The sequence below is a fragment of the Gemmatirosa kalamazoonensis genome (assembly GCF_000522985.1).
GTDB lineage: Bacteria > Gemmatimonadota > Gemmatimonadetes > Gemmatimonadales > Gemmatimonadaceae > Gemmatirosa > Gemmatirosa kalamazoonensis.
Map to the genome: position 1 here is coordinate 779117 of NZ_CP007128.1, position 16644 is coordinate 795760.

At 73.0% G+C, this 16644-nt stretch carries 12 protein-coding genes; 7 read left to right on the forward strand and 5 right to left on the reverse strand.

Going from position 1 to position 16644, the window contains the following annotated elements; translation table 11 throughout:
• The first annotated feature begins 9 nt into the window (after positions 1 to 9).
• Together J421_RS03385 and J421_RS03390 are read left to right on the forward strand one after the other, a co-directional pair.
• Complete coding sequence (locus J421_RS03385; protein WP_025409759.1) at positions 10 to 3108, forward strand: efflux RND transporter permease subunit; 3099 nt, start codon at positions 10 to 12, stop codon at positions 3106 to 3108.
• Positions 3105 to 4457, forward strand: coding sequence for an efflux transporter outer membrane subunit (locus J421_RS03390; protein WP_025409760.1), 1353 nt, complete (start codon positions 3105 to 3107; stop codon positions 4455 to 4457). The genes J421_RS03385 and J421_RS03390 overlap by 4 nt, the downstream gene beginning before the upstream one ends.
• Before the next feature lie 93 nt (positions 4458 to 4550).
• Here the strand turns inward: J421_RS03390 and J421_RS03395 are convergent, their stop codons facing one another.
• From J421_RS03395 to J421_RS03415, 5 genes are all read right to left on the reverse strand, one after another.
• A complete protein-coding gene (locus J421_RS03395) occupies positions 4551 to 7088 on the reverse strand; it encodes an excinuclease ABC subunit UvrA (RefSeq protein WP_025409761.1) in 2538 nt (845 codons plus the stop codon).
• Between the two features lie 200 nt (positions 7089 to 7288).
• Entirely contained in the window at positions 7289 to 8443 is a 1155-nt protein-coding gene (locus J421_RS03400; protein ID WP_104022199.1) for a flavin-containing monooxygenase, read from the reverse strand.
• Between the two features lie 136 nt (positions 8444 to 8579).
• Positions 8580 to 10187: a helix-turn-helix transcriptional regulator gene (locus J421_RS33805; protein WP_104022200.1), complete on the reverse strand. Its 1608-nt coding sequence runs from the start codon at positions 10185 to 10187 to the stop codon at positions 8580 to 8582.
• A gap of 9 nt (positions 10188 to 10196) precedes the next feature.
• Positions 10197 to 10691, reverse strand: coding sequence for a hypothetical protein (locus J421_RS03410; RefSeq protein WP_025409764.1), 495 nt, complete (start codon positions 10689 to 10691; stop codon positions 10197 to 10199).
• 155 nt (positions 10692 to 10846) lie between these two features.
• The gene (locus J421_RS03415) at positions 10847 to 12658 is read right to left on the reverse strand and encodes a M28 family metallopeptidase (RefSeq protein ID WP_025409765.1); all 1812 of its coding nucleotides are present in this window, start codon (positions 12656 to 12658) and stop codon (positions 10847 to 10849) included.
• A 189-nt stretch (positions 12659 to 12847) separates the two neighbouring features.
• On the opposite strand from J421_RS03415, the gene J421_RS03420 reads away from it, so the two are divergent.
• Genes J421_RS03420 through J421_RS03440 form a run of 5 tightly spaced genes read left to right on the forward strand, consistent with a single transcriptional unit; the run spans position 12848 to position 16611 of the window.
• Complete coding sequence (locus J421_RS03420; protein ID WP_025409766.1) at positions 12848 to 14128, forward strand: dicarboxylate/amino acid:cation symporter; 1281 nt, start codon at positions 12848 to 12850, stop codon at positions 14126 to 14128.
• A complete protein-coding gene (locus J421_RS03425) occupies positions 14125 to 14676 on the forward strand; it encodes a GNAT family N-acetyltransferase (protein ID WP_025409767.1) in 552 nt (183 codons plus the stop codon). The genes J421_RS03420 and J421_RS03425 overlap by 4 nt, the downstream gene beginning before the upstream one ends.
• On the forward strand, positions 14673 to 15293 hold the full coding sequence (locus J421_RS03430; RefSeq protein WP_025409768.1) for a class I SAM-dependent methyltransferase: 621 nt from the start codon (positions 14673 to 14675) through the stop codon (positions 15291 to 15293). Before J421_RS03425 ends, J421_RS03430 begins: the two co-directional genes overlap by 4 nt.
• Positions 15290 to 16063 (forward strand): dimethylarginine dimethylaminohydrolase family protein, encoded by a 774-nt coding sequence (locus J421_RS03435; protein WP_104023010.1) that lies wholly within the window; start codon positions 15290 to 15292, stop codon positions 16061 to 16063. The genes J421_RS03430 and J421_RS03435 overlap by 4 nt, the downstream gene beginning before the upstream one ends.
• Complete coding sequence (locus J421_RS03440) at positions 16060 to 16611, forward strand: GNAT family N-acetyltransferase (RefSeq protein ID WP_025409770.1); 552 nt, start codon at positions 16060 to 16062, stop codon at positions 16609 to 16611. Before J421_RS03435 ends, J421_RS03440 begins: the two co-directional genes overlap by 4 nt.
• Positions 16612 to 16644: the final 33 nt, after the last annotated feature.

A 16644-nucleotide genomic window follows, 5' to 3' on the forward strand; every position in this document is an offset into this window, starting at 1 on the left:
AGACCACTCATGCGCTCCTTCACCGACGTCTTCATCAAGCACCCCGTCCTCGCGATCGTCGTGAACCTCGTCATCGCCCTCGTGGGCTGGCGGGCCGTGACGACGCTGGCGGTGCAGCAGTACCCGAAGATCGAGAGCTCGTCCGTCGTCATCCGCACGGTCTATTACGGCGCGAGCGCCGAGACCGTGCGCGGCTTCCTCACGACGCCGATCGAGCGCGCGGTGTCCGCCATCGCGGGCGTCGACCACATCGAGTCGACGAGCCGCGCCGGCATCAGCACGATCACCGTGCACCTCAAGCTGAACCACAGCAGCACCGCCGCGCTGGCCGAGGTGACGGCGCGCCTGCAGCAGGTGCGCTCGGAGCTGCCGGGCGACGCGGAGCCGCCGGCCGTGGAGGTGCAGCGCGCCGACCGGCCGTACGCGTCGTTCTATCTCAGCTTCTCGTCGAGCAAGCGCGACATCCCCGCGATCACCGACTGGCTCACCCGCACGCTGCAGCCGCAGCTCTCCACGCTGCCCGGCATCCAGCGCGTGACGGTCGAGGGCGGCCGGCAGATCGCGATGCGCGTGTGGATCGACCCCGACAAGCTCGCCGCGCTGAACCTCGCGCCGGGCGACGTGCAGGCCGCGCTGCGCCGCAACAACTACCTCGCCGCGGTCGGCCAGACGAAGGGCGACCTGGTGCAGGTGAACCTGCTCGCGAACACCGACCTGCGCTCGGCCGAGGAGTTCAAGGACCTCATCGTCGCCGATCGCGGCGGCGCCGTCGTGCGGCTGCGCGACGTGGCGCGCGTCGAGCTCGGAGCCGAGGAGGCCGACATGGTCGCGAAGTACAACGGCAAGGAGGCCGTGTACCTCGGCGTGTGGCCGCTCGTCGGCGTGAACGAGATCGAGGTCGCGCACCGGCTGCGCGCCGAGATGGACCGGCTGCGTCCGACGCTGCCGCCGGACATCGACATGCACCTCGCGTACGACGCGACGACGTTCATGGAGGACGCGCTCGAGGAGATCACGAAGACGCTGACCGAGACGGTGCTCATCGTCGGCCTGGTGGTGTTCCTGTTCATGGGATCGATCCGCACGGCGCTCGTGCCGCTCGTCGCGATGCCGATCTCGCTCGTCGGATCCGCGGCGGTGATGTACGCGTTCGGCTTCAGCCTCAACCTGCTGACGATCCTCGCGATCGTGCTGTCGGTGGGCCTCGTCGTCGACGACGCGATCGTGGTGGTGGAGAACGTCGAGCGACACGTGCGGCTCGGGAAGACGCGCATCGAGGCGGCGCTGATCGGCGCGCGCGAGCTGGTGGGCCCGATCATCGCCATGACGATCACGCTCGCCGCGGTGTACACGCCGATCGGCTTCCAGGGCGGCCTCACGGGCTCGCTGTTCCTCGAGTTCGCGATCACGCTCGCCGCGGCCGTCGTGCTGTCGGGCATCGTCGCGGTGACGCTGTCGCCGGTCATGAGCTCGCGCTTCGTGCACGAGCACGGCGAGGAGGGGCGGCTCACGCGTCTCGTGAACCGCGCGTTCGACGCGGTGCGTGACCGCTACGCGCGCGCGCTCGACGCGGCGCTGCAGATCCGTCCCGCGGTGGTGGCCGCGGCGGTGCTGGTGATGGCCGCGGCGGTGCCGCTCTACACGTACTCCAAGCGCGAGCTCGCGCCGGTGGAGGACCAGAGCCACATCAGCCTGTTCATGCAGGCGTCGCCCGACGCGTCGCTCGCCGCGAGCAACCGCGCGTCGCTGCAGGTGGTCGACGCGATCACGAAGTTCCCGGAGACGGAGTTCATGTGGTCGCTGACCGCGAACTGGGGCGCGTTCGGCGGCATGAAGGCGAAGAACTGGAAGGAGCGGAGCCGCACGACGGCGGAGCTGTACGGGCAGGTGTACGGCGCGGTGTCGCAGGTGCCGGGGCTGCGCGTCTTCCCGCGCCTCGATCCGCCGCTGCCGACGCCCGGGCAGTACGACGTGGAGCTGGTGCTGCAGAGCGACGCGCCGCCGGAGCAGATGCTGGAGACGGTGGGCGCGGTGGTCGGTGCCGGCTGGCAGAGTGGCAAGTTCCTGTACGTCGACACGGACCTGAAGATCGACCTGCCGGAGGCGCGCGTCGTCATCGACCGCGACGCGGTGGCGGACCTCGGCCTCGACCTCGCGTCGGTGGGCCGGGAGCTCGGCACGATGCTCGGCGGCGGCTACGTGAATCGCTTCAACTTCTTCGAGCGGAGCTACAAGGTCATCCCGCAGCTCGGCGAGGAGAACCGCGCGACCGTCGCCCCGCTGCTCGACCTCAAGATCAAGACGCCCGACGGGCGGCTCGTGCCGGTGTCGAGCTTCACGCGCATCGAGACGGCGGCCGCGCCGCGCACGCTGGAGCGGTTCCAGCAGCGCAACGCCGTGCGCGTGTTCGGCGGCGTGAAGCCCGGCGTGACGAAGGAGGAAGGGCTGCGCGTGCTGGAGGACGCGGCGCGCAAGGCCAGCGGGCCTAACGGCGGCGTCATCCTCGACTACGCCGGCGAGTCGCGGCAGATCCGCCGCGAGAGTGCCGCGCTCACCGCGTCGCTCGGCTTCGCGGTCGTGCTGATCTACCTGGTGCTCGCGGCGCAGTTCCAGAGCTTCCGTGATCCGCTGATCGTGCTCCTGGGCTCCGTGCCGCTCGCGATCTCCGGTGCGCTCGTGTTCAGCTATCTCGGTCTGACGACGATCAACATCTACTCGCAGGTGGGGCTGATCACGCTCGTCGGGCTGATCGCGAAGAACGGCATCCTCATCGTGGAGTTCGCGAACAAGCTGCAGGCGCAGGGCGCGGAGAAGCTCGCCGCGCTTCGCGAGGCGTCGCTCACGCGGCTCCGGCCCGTGCTCATGACGACCGTCGCCACGGTGTTCGGGCACCTGCCGCTGGTGTTCGTGACGGGTCCCGGCTCGCAGGCGCGTAACAGCATCGGCATGGTGCTCGTGACGGGCATGGTGGTCGGCACGGTGTTCACGCTGTTCGTCGTCCCGGTGTTCTACTCGCTCATCGCCGCGGACCATCGGCGCGCGGAGGCGCTCGCGCCCGTGGCCGTTCCCACGCCGCAGCCGTTCGCGCCCGAGGTGGCGCTGTCATGACACCCCGCATCCGACTTCTGTTAGGCGGCGCCCTGCTGCTGGGCGCCGCCGTCGCCCCGGCACAGGCCCCCACGGGGGGCGCCGAGCGCTCGCCGATCGCGTTCTGGACTTCCGTGCGCGACACGACGCTCGAGCGGCTGATGAACGACGCGCTCGCCGCGAGCCGCGACGTGCGCGCCGCTGCCGCCCGTGTGCGCGGCGCGCGCGCCGCCCGCACCGCCGCGACGTTCGACTTCGCGCCGACGGTGACGGCGAGCGCCGGCTACACGCGGCAGCGGCTCGCCAGCCCGTCGTTCCCCGGCTCGCGCGGCTCGCTCCCCGAGCAGGAGCTGTGGGACGCCGGACTGCGCATGAGCTGGGAGGTGGACGTGTTCGGCCGCGTGCGGCGCGCGGTGCGTGCGCGCACCGCGCTCGCCGACGCGGCCGGTGAAGACCTGCGCGACGTGCGCGTGCTGCTCACCGCGGAGGTGGCCGACGCGTACTTCGACCTGCGCGGCGCGCAGGACCGGCTCGCGGTCGCGCGGCGCAACGCGGAGAACCAGCGCGGCACGCTCGATCTCACGGTGCAGCGACTGGAGGGCGGCCGCGGCACGGAGCTCGACACCGAGCGCGCACGCGCGCAGCTCGCGACGACGCTGGCCGAGGTCCCGACGCTCGAGGCGGCGGTCGACGCGGCGCGCTATCGACTCGGCGTGCTGACGGCGCGCGACGCGTCGACGCTCGCGATCGGCGACGCCACGGCATCGGTGACGCTGCCGGCGAACGTCGGCGTCGAGCGCACGGACTCGCTCGTGCGTGCGGTCGTGAATCGGCGGCCGGACGTGCGAAGCGCCGAGCAGCAGGTGGCCGCGCGGTCTGCGTTCGTCGGCGCCGCGCGTGCCGAGTACCTGCCGCGTCTGTCGATCGGGGGCGCGAGCGGCTACACCAGCTCCGGGTTGGGCACGCTCGGAAACACCGGCACGCCGCGGTTCGCGATCGGCCCGGTGATCTCGTGGCCGGCGCTCGACCTCGGCCGCGTGCGCGCGGGCGTCGACGCGGCGCGGGCGGACGAGGAGGAGGCGAAGGCGGAGTACGAGGGCGCCGTGCTGCGCGCGACCGGCGAGGTGGAGACCGCGCTCACCGCGTACCGCAAGGCGCGCGAGCGGCTCGCGCAGCTCGACGCCGCCGCGACGGCGAGCGCGAAGGCCGCCGAGCTGGCGCGCCTGCGCTTCACCGAGGGCGCGTCCGACTTCCTGCAGGTCCTCGACGCCGAGCGCACGCTGCTGGAGGCGCAGAACCGGCGCGCGGTCGGCCTCGCGGATGCGTCGACGAAGCTGGTGACGGTGTACCGTGCGTTAGGCGGGTCGTAGGGGACTGCATTCTCACACGGAGGCGCGGAGAACGCGGAGAACTGCAACACACTCGTGTTGGTTTCTCCGCGTTCTCCGCGCCTCCGCGTGAGCTCAGCCCAGCTCGCGCGCGAGATAGGGCGCCGTGCGACTCGCCTTCGACCGTGCCACCTCGGCCGGCGGGCCCGCGGCGACGACGCGGCCGCCTTCGTCGCCGGCGCCTGGGCCGATGTCGATCACCCAGTCGGAGCGCGCGATGACGTGCATGTCGTGCTCGACGACGATCACGGTGTTCCCCGCGTCGACGAGCCGCTCGAGCTGTGTGAGCAGCTTCTCGACGTCGGACGGGTGCAGCCCGGTGGTCGGCTCGTCGAGGACGTAGAGCGTGTTGCCGCGCGTGGCGCGCTGCAGCTCGGTCGCCAGCTTGATGCGCTGCGCCTCGCCGCCGGACAGCTCGGTCGCGGGCTGGCCCAACCGCAGGTAACCAAGCCCCACCTCGCGGAGCACGTCGAGCGAGCGGCACACCGGTGGGTCGTCGGCGAAGAAGTCGCGGGCCGCGTCGACCGTCATGCCGAGCACCTCCGCGACGTTCCTGCCGCGGTACGTGATCTCGAGCGTCTTCGCGTTGTAGCGCGCGCCGTGGCACACCGGGCAGGGCGCGTACACGCTCGGCAGGAACAGCAGCTCCACCGACACGAAGCCCTCGCCCTCGCAGTTCTCGCAGCGCCCCTTCGCGACGTTGAACGAGAAGCGGCCCGCGTCGTACTTGCGCGCCCGCGCCGTCTTCGTCGCCGCGAACAGCTTGCGCACGTGGTCGAACAGCCCGGTGTAGGTCGCGAGGTTCGAGCGCGGCGTGCGGCCGATCGGCTTCTGGTCCACCGGCACGAGGCGCCGCACGCCGGCCGTGCCGCCGACGACGTGGCCGCCCAACGGCGCGGGTGCCACGTCCTCGAGCGACGGCGGCTCGCCCTCGGCCTCGTCGGCGATCTCGTGGCCCAGCTCCTCCGCCACGAGCTCGACGAGCGCCTGCGACACGAGCGTCGACTTGCCGGAGCCGGACACGCCGGTGACCGTCGTCAGCGCGCCCACCGGGAACGCGACGTCGAGGCCGTGCAGGTTGTTGCGGGTGACGTCGGCGAGCCTCAGCCATCCGTTAGGCACCCGCGGCGTGCGCGGCGCGGGGCGTCCGCCGTCGAACAGCCAGCGGCGCGTGTGCGACTCCCTCACCCGCTCGAGCCCCGCCGGCGGCCCGCTGTACAGCACGCGGCCGCCGAGCTCCCCCGCGGCCGGGCCGACGTCGACGATCCAGTCCGCGCGACGCACGACGTCGAGCTCGTGCTCGACGACGAACAGCGTGTTGCCGCTCGCCTTCAGCCTGTCCAGCGCGCGCAGCAGCGCCTCGGTGTCGGCGGGGTGCAGCCCCGCGCTCGGCTCGTCGAGCACGTAGACCACGCCGAACAGGTTCGAGCGGACCTGCGTCGCGAGCCGCAGCCGCTGCAGCTCGCCCGGCGACATCGTCGGCGTGCTGCGGTCGAGTGCGAGGTAGCCGAGTCCGAGATCGAGCAGGACGTGCAGGCGCCCGCAGAGGTCCTGTGCGATGCGCTGCCGCACCATGGCCTGCTCGGGATGCTCGGCGGTCGCGCGCTTGCCTAACGATTTGCCGTCCGCGACGGGCTTCATGATCTCGGCCAGCCGCTTCATCGGCAGCCGCGACATCTCCGCGATGTCGAGCCCCGCGAACGTCACCGACAGCGCCTCGCGCTTGAGCCGCTTGCCGCCGCACACCGGGCACTCGGTGCTCACCATGTAGCGCGCCACGCGGCGACGCACCATCGCGCTCTCCGTCGTCGCGAACGTGTGCAGCACGAAGCGCTTCGCGCTCGTGAACGTCCCCATGTACGCCGGCGGCTCCTTCTTGCGGATCGCGCGCCGGACCTCGTCGTGGGTGTACCCGGGGTACACGGGCACCTGCGGCTGCTCATCGGTGAAGAGGATCCACTGGCGATCCTTCTTCGGCAGGTCGCGCCACGGCGTGTCCACGTCGTAGCCCAGCGTGATGAGGATGTCGCGCAGGTTCTGGCCGTGCCACGCCGGCGGCCACGCGGCGATCGCGCGATCGCGGATGGTGAGCGAGTCGTCGGGCACCATCGACTGCTCCGTGACCTCGTACACGCGCCCGAGCCCGTGGCAGTTCGGGCATGCGCCCTGCGGCGTGTTCGGCGAGAACCCTTCGGCGTAGACGATGTCCTGCCCGGGCGGGTAGTCGCCGCCGCGCGAGTACAGCATGCGGAGCAGGTTCGACAGCGTGGTGACGCTCCCCACGCTGGAGCGCGACGTCGGCGCGCCGCGCTGCTGCTGGAGCGCGACGGCCGGCGGCAGCCCGTCGATCGCGTCGACCTCGGGGACGCCCATCTGGTCGAACAGCCGCCGCGCGTACGGCGCCACCGACTCGAGGTACCGCCGCTGGGCCTCGGCGTAGAGCGTGCCGAACGCGAGCGACGACTTCCCCGAGCCGGACACGCCGGTGAACACGACGAGCGCGTCGCGCGGGATCTCGACGTCGACGCTCTTGAGATTGTGCACGCGGGCCCCGCGCACGTGCACGAAGCCGGACTGGCCGTTGTCGGTCATGGCCGGCCGGGTCGCCAGCATCGTGCCATGCCTCTAAATCGAACCGCAGAGGACGCAGAGGGCCGCAGAGGACTGCCTCTTCTTGGTTTGAACCACAGAGGGCGCAGAGGACACAGAGGACCCCAACTGAAGGGATCTCCTCCGTGTCCTCCGTGTCCGCTGTGGTTAAAAAGAAGAGAGAATGGTGTTCTCTGCGGCCCTCTGCGTCCTCTGCGGTCGATTCAAGCCGACATCGCCTCCGCCAACGGCGGCGCCACGTACCGCGTCTCGCCGGCCCGGCTCGCGATCACGTCCGCCACGTACGCCGCGTCGCGACCCACGCCGTGCACCATCGACGACGACACGGCGTACTGGAAGTGCATGCCGACGAAGTAGAGCCCCGGCTCGCCCACGGCCACGCCCCGCGCGTGCACCGGTTCCCCGTCCTCGTCGAACACCGGCAGGTGCAGCCACGCGAAGCTCGGCTCGAAGCCGGTGGACCACACCACGGTGCGCACGTCGAGCGCGCGGCCGTCGCCGAGCACGGGCCGTCCGTCGCGCGCGCCGGCCACGCGCGGCACGCGCTGCACGCCGACGGCGTCGAGGTCGCGCGGCTTCGTGCGCACGAGCGGCGTGCCGCGGCCGTGCGTCGACGCGCGCATGCGGCGTCCCATCGGCGTGCGCTCGGTGAGCACGCGGTGGAAGAACACGCGCAGCAGCAGCGGCGAGAGCAGCGTGAGCGCGAGCCGGCCGTCGATGCGCCACGGCACGTGCCCCGGGTGGCGTCCGGCGAGCCACGTCGGGTGCCCGGCGCGCGCCGCCTCGAGCGCGATCTCCGCTCCCGAGTTCCCCGCGCCGACGACGAGCACGCCGCCGTCGGCGAGCTGCGACGGATTGCGGTAGTCGGAGGAGTGCAGCTGCATGAGCGACGCATCCAGCTCCGCGGCGAACGCCGGCACGCGGGGACGCTGGTAGCTCGCCGTCGCCACCACGACGTGCGCCGCCTCGATGCACTGCCCGCCGGTCCACACGCGATACGTCGCGCCGTCGCGCTCCACGCGGTCGACGCGCGCGCCGGTGCGCACGGGCAGGCGGAAGTGCGCGGCGTAGCCCTCGAGGTAGTCCGCCATCTCGTCCTTCGTCGGGAAGACGTTAGGCGGCAGCGGGAACGGCAGCCCGTCGAGCGACGTGTACTTCGCGGGGGTGAACAGCCGCAGCGAGTCCCAGCGGTTGCGCCACGCGTCCCCCACGCGCGCGCCCGCGTCCAGGATCACGAACTCGCGCCCGCGCCGCGCGAGGTGATGACCGACCGACAGCCCCGCCTGTCCGGCGCCGATGATCACGGTTTGGACGCGCTGCGACGCCTGGATGCCCTGCACTCCCGGTATGTCCTGCATGTGGCGACCTCCACGAAGAGTTCGACGACACACGACGAGGAACATGGTACGGCCGGCGGCCGGGACGCGCGTCGACCGAAGTGTGCACGGCACCCACGGCGCGGCGTGGGTAATTCTGTGTAGGGCGGCTACGGGGCTACAGCAGCGCGTGCGTGTACGCGTACGCCGTGGCGGCGGCGCGCGTGGAGAGCGAGAGCTTGAGGAAGATGTTCGCCACGTGCCGGGCGACGGTCTTCTCGCTGATGGCGAGCGCCTCGGCGATCGCGCGGTTCGTCTTCCCCGTGGCCACGAGCCGCAGCACCTCCAGCTCACGCGACGTGAGCGGCACCCCCGGCTGCCGTTGATCCAGCCGCGCGAGGTCGGCCGTCGCGCCGAGCTGGCGGAAGAGCGCGCGGGCCGCGTCCCGCTCGAGCGCCGCGGTGTCGTCGTCGCCGAGGGTGGCGAGCGCGGTGGCGAGCAGCTCGGCGGCGCGCGCCGCGTCGTACGGGGCATCGAGCTCGCGCCACCGTGCGCGCGCCCGCCGGAGCGCGGCGAGCGCGGCCTCCGCGTCGCCGTCGGCGAGGCACACCGCGCCAGCCGCCTGGTCGGCGAGCGCGAGGAGGTACGGCGCGTCGAGCCGGCACGCGAGCTCCGCGAGCTCCGACGCCGCGCCACGCGCCGCGTCGACGTCGTGCGTGGCGAGCAGGATCTCCACGCACGCCGCGAGCACGCGCGCGCGGGTCGGATTCGGGCGCGCCTCGGTCATCGTGCCGCGGATGGCGGCCGCGGCGGCGTCGGGCTGCCCCTGCATGAGACGGAGCAGCGCGAACCCCGGCTGCGGGCTCACGCCGAACGTGCTCGCCTCGCGGTAGGCCGCCTCCGCCTCCGCGAACTCGCCGCGCAGCCGGTGCAGCTCCGCGCGCCGGTAGTACGCGCTGCCGGCGAGGCGGCGTCCCGGACGGTCGGCGAGCCGCGCGCACGCGCGCCGGGCCTCCTCGAGCGCGACCGGCCACGCGCCGTGGATCTGCAGCACCTCGGCGCGATGCACGAGACACTCGCCGCGGTGCGCGACGAGCTCGGGATGCGACGCGCACCACGCGTCGAGCGCGTCGGTCCACTCCTGCGCGCGGCGCAGGTCGACGATCTCGTGGCAGGCGTCGAGCACCGCGCAGTACAGGTCGCCCATCGACGGCGGCGCGATCTCGCCCGCCGTCGCGCCGACCATGACCTCGTCGAGTAGCGCGACGCCGAACGGGATCTGTCCCTGCTTGATCAGCACGCGTCCCTCGCCCATGCGCGAGAACGACACGAGCGTGGAATCGCCGAACCGCGCGCCGATCGCCGCGGCCTCCCGGAACGCGGCGAGCGCGTCATCGAGCTGGCGCGCGCCGATGCAGCGGATCGCCGCCGCCATACGCAGATGGCCGCGCACGACCGAGTCGAGCGCCGCGTCGTCGAGCAGCCGCGCGGCGCGGCCGAGCCATCCGCTGCTGCGCGCGCCCTCGCCCTGGAACAGGAGGGTGAAACCGATCCAGAACGCCGTGCGCGCCGCGCCCTCCACGTCGCCGGCGCTCAGGTACTCGCCGTGCGCGCGCTCCATGAGCGCCACCGCCTCGGCGTCGCGCTCGACGAGGCGCGCGGCGACGGCGAGCCGCTCGATGTCGTTAGGCGCGAGCGGCGTGTCGCGGTCGGCGGCCGTGAACGCGCCGTACGCGGTGGCCCATGCGCCCCGCTCGAACGCTTCGCGGCCGGCCGCCACGCTCATGCGCGCTCCTCACGCGCCCGCGGGCGCGTCCAGCTCGGTGACGACGTCCTCGATCCCGGGCCACCCCTCGCGCGCATAGCGGGCGAGCGTGCGCAGGTAGCGCGCGCCCTCCTCGCCGTGCCGCTCGCGCACCGCCGCCGCGCCGCGTCGAACGGCCTCGGCGTCGGCGTACGGCGGCTCCAGCTCCTCGGCCATGCGGCCGTTCTCGTGCTTCACGCCGGCGGCGTCGAGGAACGTCGCCTGGATCGCCGGCTCGACCTCGACGTAGAGCAGGTGCAGCAGGTCGAGCTCGTCCTGCGCGCTCTCGGCACCGAGCCGCACGACCTCGCGCGCGAGCTTGTCGGCGGGCCACGACATGAGCGTGACGGCGCGGAACCCGCGCCCCTTGGAGACGATGCGGTCGACGTACACGGCGCGCATCTCGCGGCTCGCCTTCAGCATGTGCGCGACGAGCGCGACGCGGCGCTCGACGGGAAGCGATCGGTACGGGGAGGAGGTAGCCATACGGGGGAACTTAGCGGTCTCACGCGGAGGCGCGGAGGGCGCGGAGGATTCCCTTCTTTGCAGCGACCACTGGGGATCCAGCGGCGATGGAACGGATCTCGAGATCGCTTCCATCGCCGCTGGATCCCCAGTGGTCCTTGCAAAGAAAGCGGTCCTCACCGGGAGCACATCGGCATCGTCGGATCCGCCCCCGAGATGGCCGGCCGGTCGCGGCGGTCGGCGATGGCGAGCATCACGTCGTGGATGAAGCGGCCCACCTTCGCCGCGTGGTCGTAGTCGATGTACCGCGGCTCGTCGGTCACCTGATGGTAGTCCTGCGCGTAGCCTAACGAGAAGTACGTCACCGGCACGTCGTGGTTGACGTAGTTCACCTGGTCGCTGCGGCAGAAGCGGTTCAGCGGGTTCGCCGGCACCTCCCAGCTGCGGTCGATCGCCATCGGCTCCGCGCGCACCGCGTTCACCGAGTCGATGATGTCGCCGAACTCGCGCGACAGGCGGCGCGCGCCGAGCATCTGCAGCGAGTTCGGGCCGCCGAACTTCACCTGCTCCACGCGCCCCTTCCCCACCATGTCCATGTTGTGCGCGGCGACGACCTGCGCGAGCGGCACGGTGGGATGATCGGTGAAGTACTTCGAGCCGAGCAGCCCGCCCTCCTCGCCGTTGTGCGACACGAAGACGATGGAGCGCGCCGGCCGCTCGGTCGCGAACCGCTCCGCGATCTCGAGCAGCACCACCGTGCCCGAGCCGTCGTCGTCGGCGCCGTTGTTGATGGAGTCGCGCCGCGCCGGTCGGATCCTCCGCGCGCGCGCGATGAGCGAGTCGATGCGCCGCTGCTGCTCCATGGTCGGGCGGCACACCGGATCGTTCTGCCCCTGCCGGCGCGTCACGGTGTTCACCGCGCGCAGCGAGTCGTGGTCGACGGCGAAGTCGTTCACGCCGACGTGGTCGTTGTGGGCGCTCACGAGCACGTACTCGCCCGCGCGCGCTGGATCGGTGCCCGGGAGCACGGCGATCACGTTGCGCGCCGGCGTCGGCGAGATCTTCCACGCGTAGCTCCAGCTCCCCGATACCGGCTTGCCCGCCGTGCCGACCGTTAGGCCGTCGAGCGGCCGGTCGAACAGCCGCGCCGCCGCCGCGCGCGAGATCGACGCGCTCGGCACGGCGCCCGTTCCGGGCTCGGGGCGCATCACCATGCGGTCCGCGAACGCGCCGCGCACGGTGGCGCGCGACGTCGCGTCGAGGTTCACGAGCAGCACCGCCGCCGCGCCGGCCGCCTGCGCGCGCCGGTCGCGCGACGGCGTCGTGCGCGCGAACCGCCCGACGCCGCGCCGCGCCTCGCCGACTTCGGCGTCGATCGCGGCCTGCGCGCCGAACTTGTCGACCACCGAGTCGCAGCGGAGCGTCGGCGACGCCGCCGGGCGCTCGGTGCTGCCGGCGAGGAACACGGCGACCTTGCCGCGCACGAGCGCGGGATCGAGCGCCGTCGTGTCGCCCCACCGGCCCGCGAACACGGTGGGCACGTCGGTGAGGCTGGCCGAGAGCGCGGCACCGTTCGCCGACGTCGGCACCGTCGGGATCCAGTCGGTGCGCGGCGCGAGCGGCGCGCCGCCCGCCTCGAGCCGCGATGCCGCGACGTCGAAGCCGCCCGGCCCGAACGGCAGCACCTGGAAGTACGTCCCGCCCTCCCCCGCTGGCTTCAGGCCGAGCCGCGCGAACTCGCGCGCGATGTACTCGGTCCCCTTGTAGTTCCCCGGCTCGCCGATGCGGCGGCCGAGCATGGAGTCGTCGGCGAACTGATAGAGGCGGGTGCGGAGATCGTTCGCCGAGATGTCGGGGGACGTGGAGCGGCGCGTCCACGTGCTCGGTCCCTCGTCGGGCCACACGGGCTTTGTGGCGCGCGGTTGGGCGGCGAGCGGGGCGGCGACCGTGAGCGTGGCGGCGAGCGTCAGTATGTCGATGCGTGACACGACGATGCGGGTGTGAGGTCCAACGATCGAAGCTAATGGGCGGACTGGGCGGAGTCCTGTCCCGAGATCGGAGGCGAGCGAGCGCCTCTCGCTGATCGCGAGATCCTCTTCGATCCTTTCACCCCCATGAGGTCCTCGCCTCGCACCCGACGTCTGGTCGTCGACCGGTCCGCGCCGCACCTTCCCCGCGTGCCCCGCCGCTCGCCCACCACGCGCGTCCTCCTCGCGCTCCTCGCCGGCCTCGCCATCGGCATCGCCATCGCGCAGGCCCGCGAGCCGACGCTGCTCCGCGCCGCCGCCGCGCTCGAGCCGCTCGGCACGCTGTGGGTGAACGCGATCCGCATGACGGTCGTGCCGCTCGTGGTGTCGCTGCTCATCACGCGCATCGCGGCAACGCCGTCGGGCGCGGTGGGCCGCACGAGCGGACGCGCGTTAGGCATGTTCGCGCTGTTCTCCGTCGCGGCGGGGCTGTTCGCGCTGCTCGCCGCGCCGCCGCTGCTCGCCGGCGTGCGCCTCGACGCCGATGCGCTCGCCGCCATCCGCGACCGCGCCGCCGCGACGCCCGCCGCGCTGCCGCCGTTCCGCGACTGGCTCACGGGGCTCGCGCCGCCGAACCCGATCAAGGCCGCCGCCGACGGCGCGCTGCTGCCGCTGCTCGTGTTCACGGCGCTGTTCGCGCTCGCGTTGAGCCGCCTCCCCGACGCGACGCGCGAGGGAGCGACGCGGCTGTTCGAGGCGGTGGGCGAGGCGATGTTCGTGCTCGTCGGCTGGGTCATCGCGGCGGCGCCGATCGGCGTGTTCGCGCTCGCGCTCGGCCTCGCGGCGCGCGGCGGCGTGGGGCTCGCCAGTGCGCTCGGACACTTCGTCGTCGTCGTGTGCGCGCTGCTCGTCGCGAGCATCGTCGCGCTCTACCCGGTCGTCGCGCTCGGCGGCACGTCGATCGCCCGCTTCGCGCGCGTGTGCGCGGCGTCGCAGGCGGTGGGATTCAGCACGCGCTCGTCGTTCGCCGCGCTGCCGGTGATGATCGACACGGCGCAGCGCGGGCTCGGCGTGCCGTCGCACGTCGCGGGGCTCGTGCTTCCCGTGGCGGCATCGATGTTCAAGTACGGCACGCCCACCGCGCGCATCACGGGCACGTTCTTCGTCGCACGGCTGTACGGCGTGGAGCTCGGCGCGACGGAGATGGCGCTCGTCGCCGCGGCGATCACGGCGCTCAGCCTGTACACGCCGGGGATCCCGAGCGCGAGCCTGTTCACGCTCGCGCCGGTCTACTCCGCGTTCGGCCTGCCGGTCGAGGGCGTCGGGCTGCTGCTCGCGGTGGATCTCGTGCCCGACATGTTCCTCACGACGGCGAACGTCACCGCCGACATGGCGATCGCGACGCTCATGGCGCGTGGCGCGAGCGAGGCGGCCCGGGCGACGGAGTCGAGCACGCCGCTGCTGCGGCCCGTCGCCGAGGGGGACGCGTGACCGTGCTGGAGACCGAGCGGCTCGCGCTGCGACGGCTCACGGCGGACGACGCGCCGTTCCTGCTCGAGCTGCTGAACGACCCGGCGTTCCTGCGCTTCATCGGCGATCGCGGCGTGCGCACGCTCGACGATGCGCGCGCCTACGTCGAGCGCGGCCCCGCGGCGAGCTACGAGCAGCACGGCTTCGGGCTCTATCGCGTCGCCCGGCGCGAGGACGACATGCCGGTGGGAATGTGCGGTCTGCTGAAGCGCGACGCGCTGGAGCACGCGGACCTCGGCTACGCGTTCCTCCCCGCGCACCGCGGGCTCGGCTACGCGCGCGAGTCGGCCGCCGCCGTGGTGGCGCACGCGCGGCGCGACCTCGGGCTCGGTCGGCTGCTCGCGATCACGTCGCCGGACAACGACGCGTCGATCCGCGTGCTCGAGAAGCTCGGCTTCCGTTTCGAGCGCGTGACGAAGCTCTCCGACGACGCGCACGAGGTGAAGCTGTTCGCGCTGGAGGCGCCGTCGGCCGCAGAGCACGCAGAGAAGAACGGTGATCCCCCGTGACCGACCTCCGCGCCCAGTTCGGCGACATCGACATCTACCTGTTCGACCAGCTCCTGCGCGGCCGCGTGCCCTCCGGCGCGACGGTGCTCGACGCCGGGTGCGGGTCGGGGCGCAACGTCGTGTACTTCTTGCGCGAGGGCTACCGCGTGTCGGGCGCCGACGTCGACCCGGACGCGGTCGACGCGGTGCGGCGGCTCGCCGCGCGACTCGCCCCGGACGCCGACCTCGCGCCGGAGCGGGCGTTCCGCGTCGAGCCGGTGGAGGCGATGAGCTTCGACGACGACGCCGCCGACTTCGTGATCAGCAGCGCGGTGCTGCACTTCGCGCGCGACGAGGCGCACTTCCACGACATGCTGCGCGGCACGTGGCGCGTGCTGCGGCCGGGCGGCACGCTGTTCTGCCGCGTCGCCGGACGGGCGGGGCTCGACGGGCAGCTTCGTCCGCTCGGCGGTGGGCGGTTCGCGCTCCCCGACGGCAGCGAGCGGTTCCTCACGGACGAGCGCATGCTGCGCGACGCCACCGAGGCGTTAGGCGGCGAGCTGCTCGACCCGCTGAAGACGACGCTCGTCCACGGCCGGCGGTCGATGACGACGTGGGTCGTGCGGCGCCGGCCGTGAGCGCGCGCGTCGTCGCCTTCACGCGCGAGGTGCCGCGCACGATCGCCGAGTGCGAGCTGACGCACGTCGCGCGCGAGCCGATCGACGTCGCGGCCGCGCGAGCCGAGCACGCGGCGTACGAGCGCGCGCTCGCGGACGCGCGGTGCGAGGTGCGCCGCCTGGCGGACGACGACGATCATCCGGACGCGGTGTTCGTCGAGGACACCGCGGTGGTGCTCGACGAGCTCGCGGTGCTCGCCCGCCCTGGTGCGGCGTCGCGGCGCGGCGAGATCGACACCGTGGCCGACGCGTTGGGCACGCTCCGCCCGCTCGCGCGCATCGACGCGCCGGCCACGCTCGACGGCGGCGACGTGCTGCGCGTGGGGCGCCGGATCTGGGTCGGTGTCGGCGGACGCACGAGCGCCGAGGGCGCCGCGCAGCTTCGCGCGCACGCGGCGCCGCTCGGCTACGACGTACGCGCCGTGGCGACGCGCGGCTGCCTGCACCTCAAGAGCGCCGTCACCGCGGTCGCCGACGATCTGCTGCTCGTCAATCCCGACTGGGTCGACGCCGACGTCTTCGGCCTGCGCACGCTCGCCGTCGATCCCGCCGAGCCGTTCGCGGCGAACGCGCTGCTCGTGAGCGGACGCGTGCTGCACGGCGCGCACTTCGCGCGCACGCGGCGCCGGCTCGAAGCGGCGGGCGTGCGCGTGGTCCCGGTGCCCGCGGAGGAGCTGGCGAAGGCGGAAGGCGGCGTGACCTGCGGATCCATCCTCGTGACCGTCCCATGACGCTGCCCACGCTCGGCACCGAGCGCCTGCTCCTGCGTCCGTTCGTCGAGTCCGACGCGGCCGCGGTGGAGCGGCTGGCGGGCGCGCGCGAGGTGGCCGACACGACGCTCCACATCCCGCACCCGTACCCGGCCGGCGGCGGCGCGTGGTGGATCGGCACGCACGCGTCCGCATGGGAGGAGGGCGCCGGCCTCACGCTCGCCATCGTCGCGCGCGAGGCGCCCGACGCGCTGCTCGGCACGATGGGCATCTCGATCGTGCGCGAGCACGCACGGGGAGAGCTCGGGTACTGGATCGGCGCGCACGCGTGGGGGCGCGGCTACGCGACGGAGGCGGCGCGTGCCATGACGGCGTACGCGTTCGACACGCTTCGCCTGCACCGCGTGCAGGCGCGGCACTTCACCCGCAACCCGGCGTCGGGTCGCGTGATGCAGAAGCTCGGCATGCGCCTCGAGGGCGTCCACCGCGAGGCGTACCTGCGATGGGAGCGGTTCGAGGACGTCGCGGTGTACGGCATCCTGGCGGCAGAGTGGCCTCCGACGGCGTGAGCTGCGCCAATGCGCCGTGCACGGCGCGGGCGG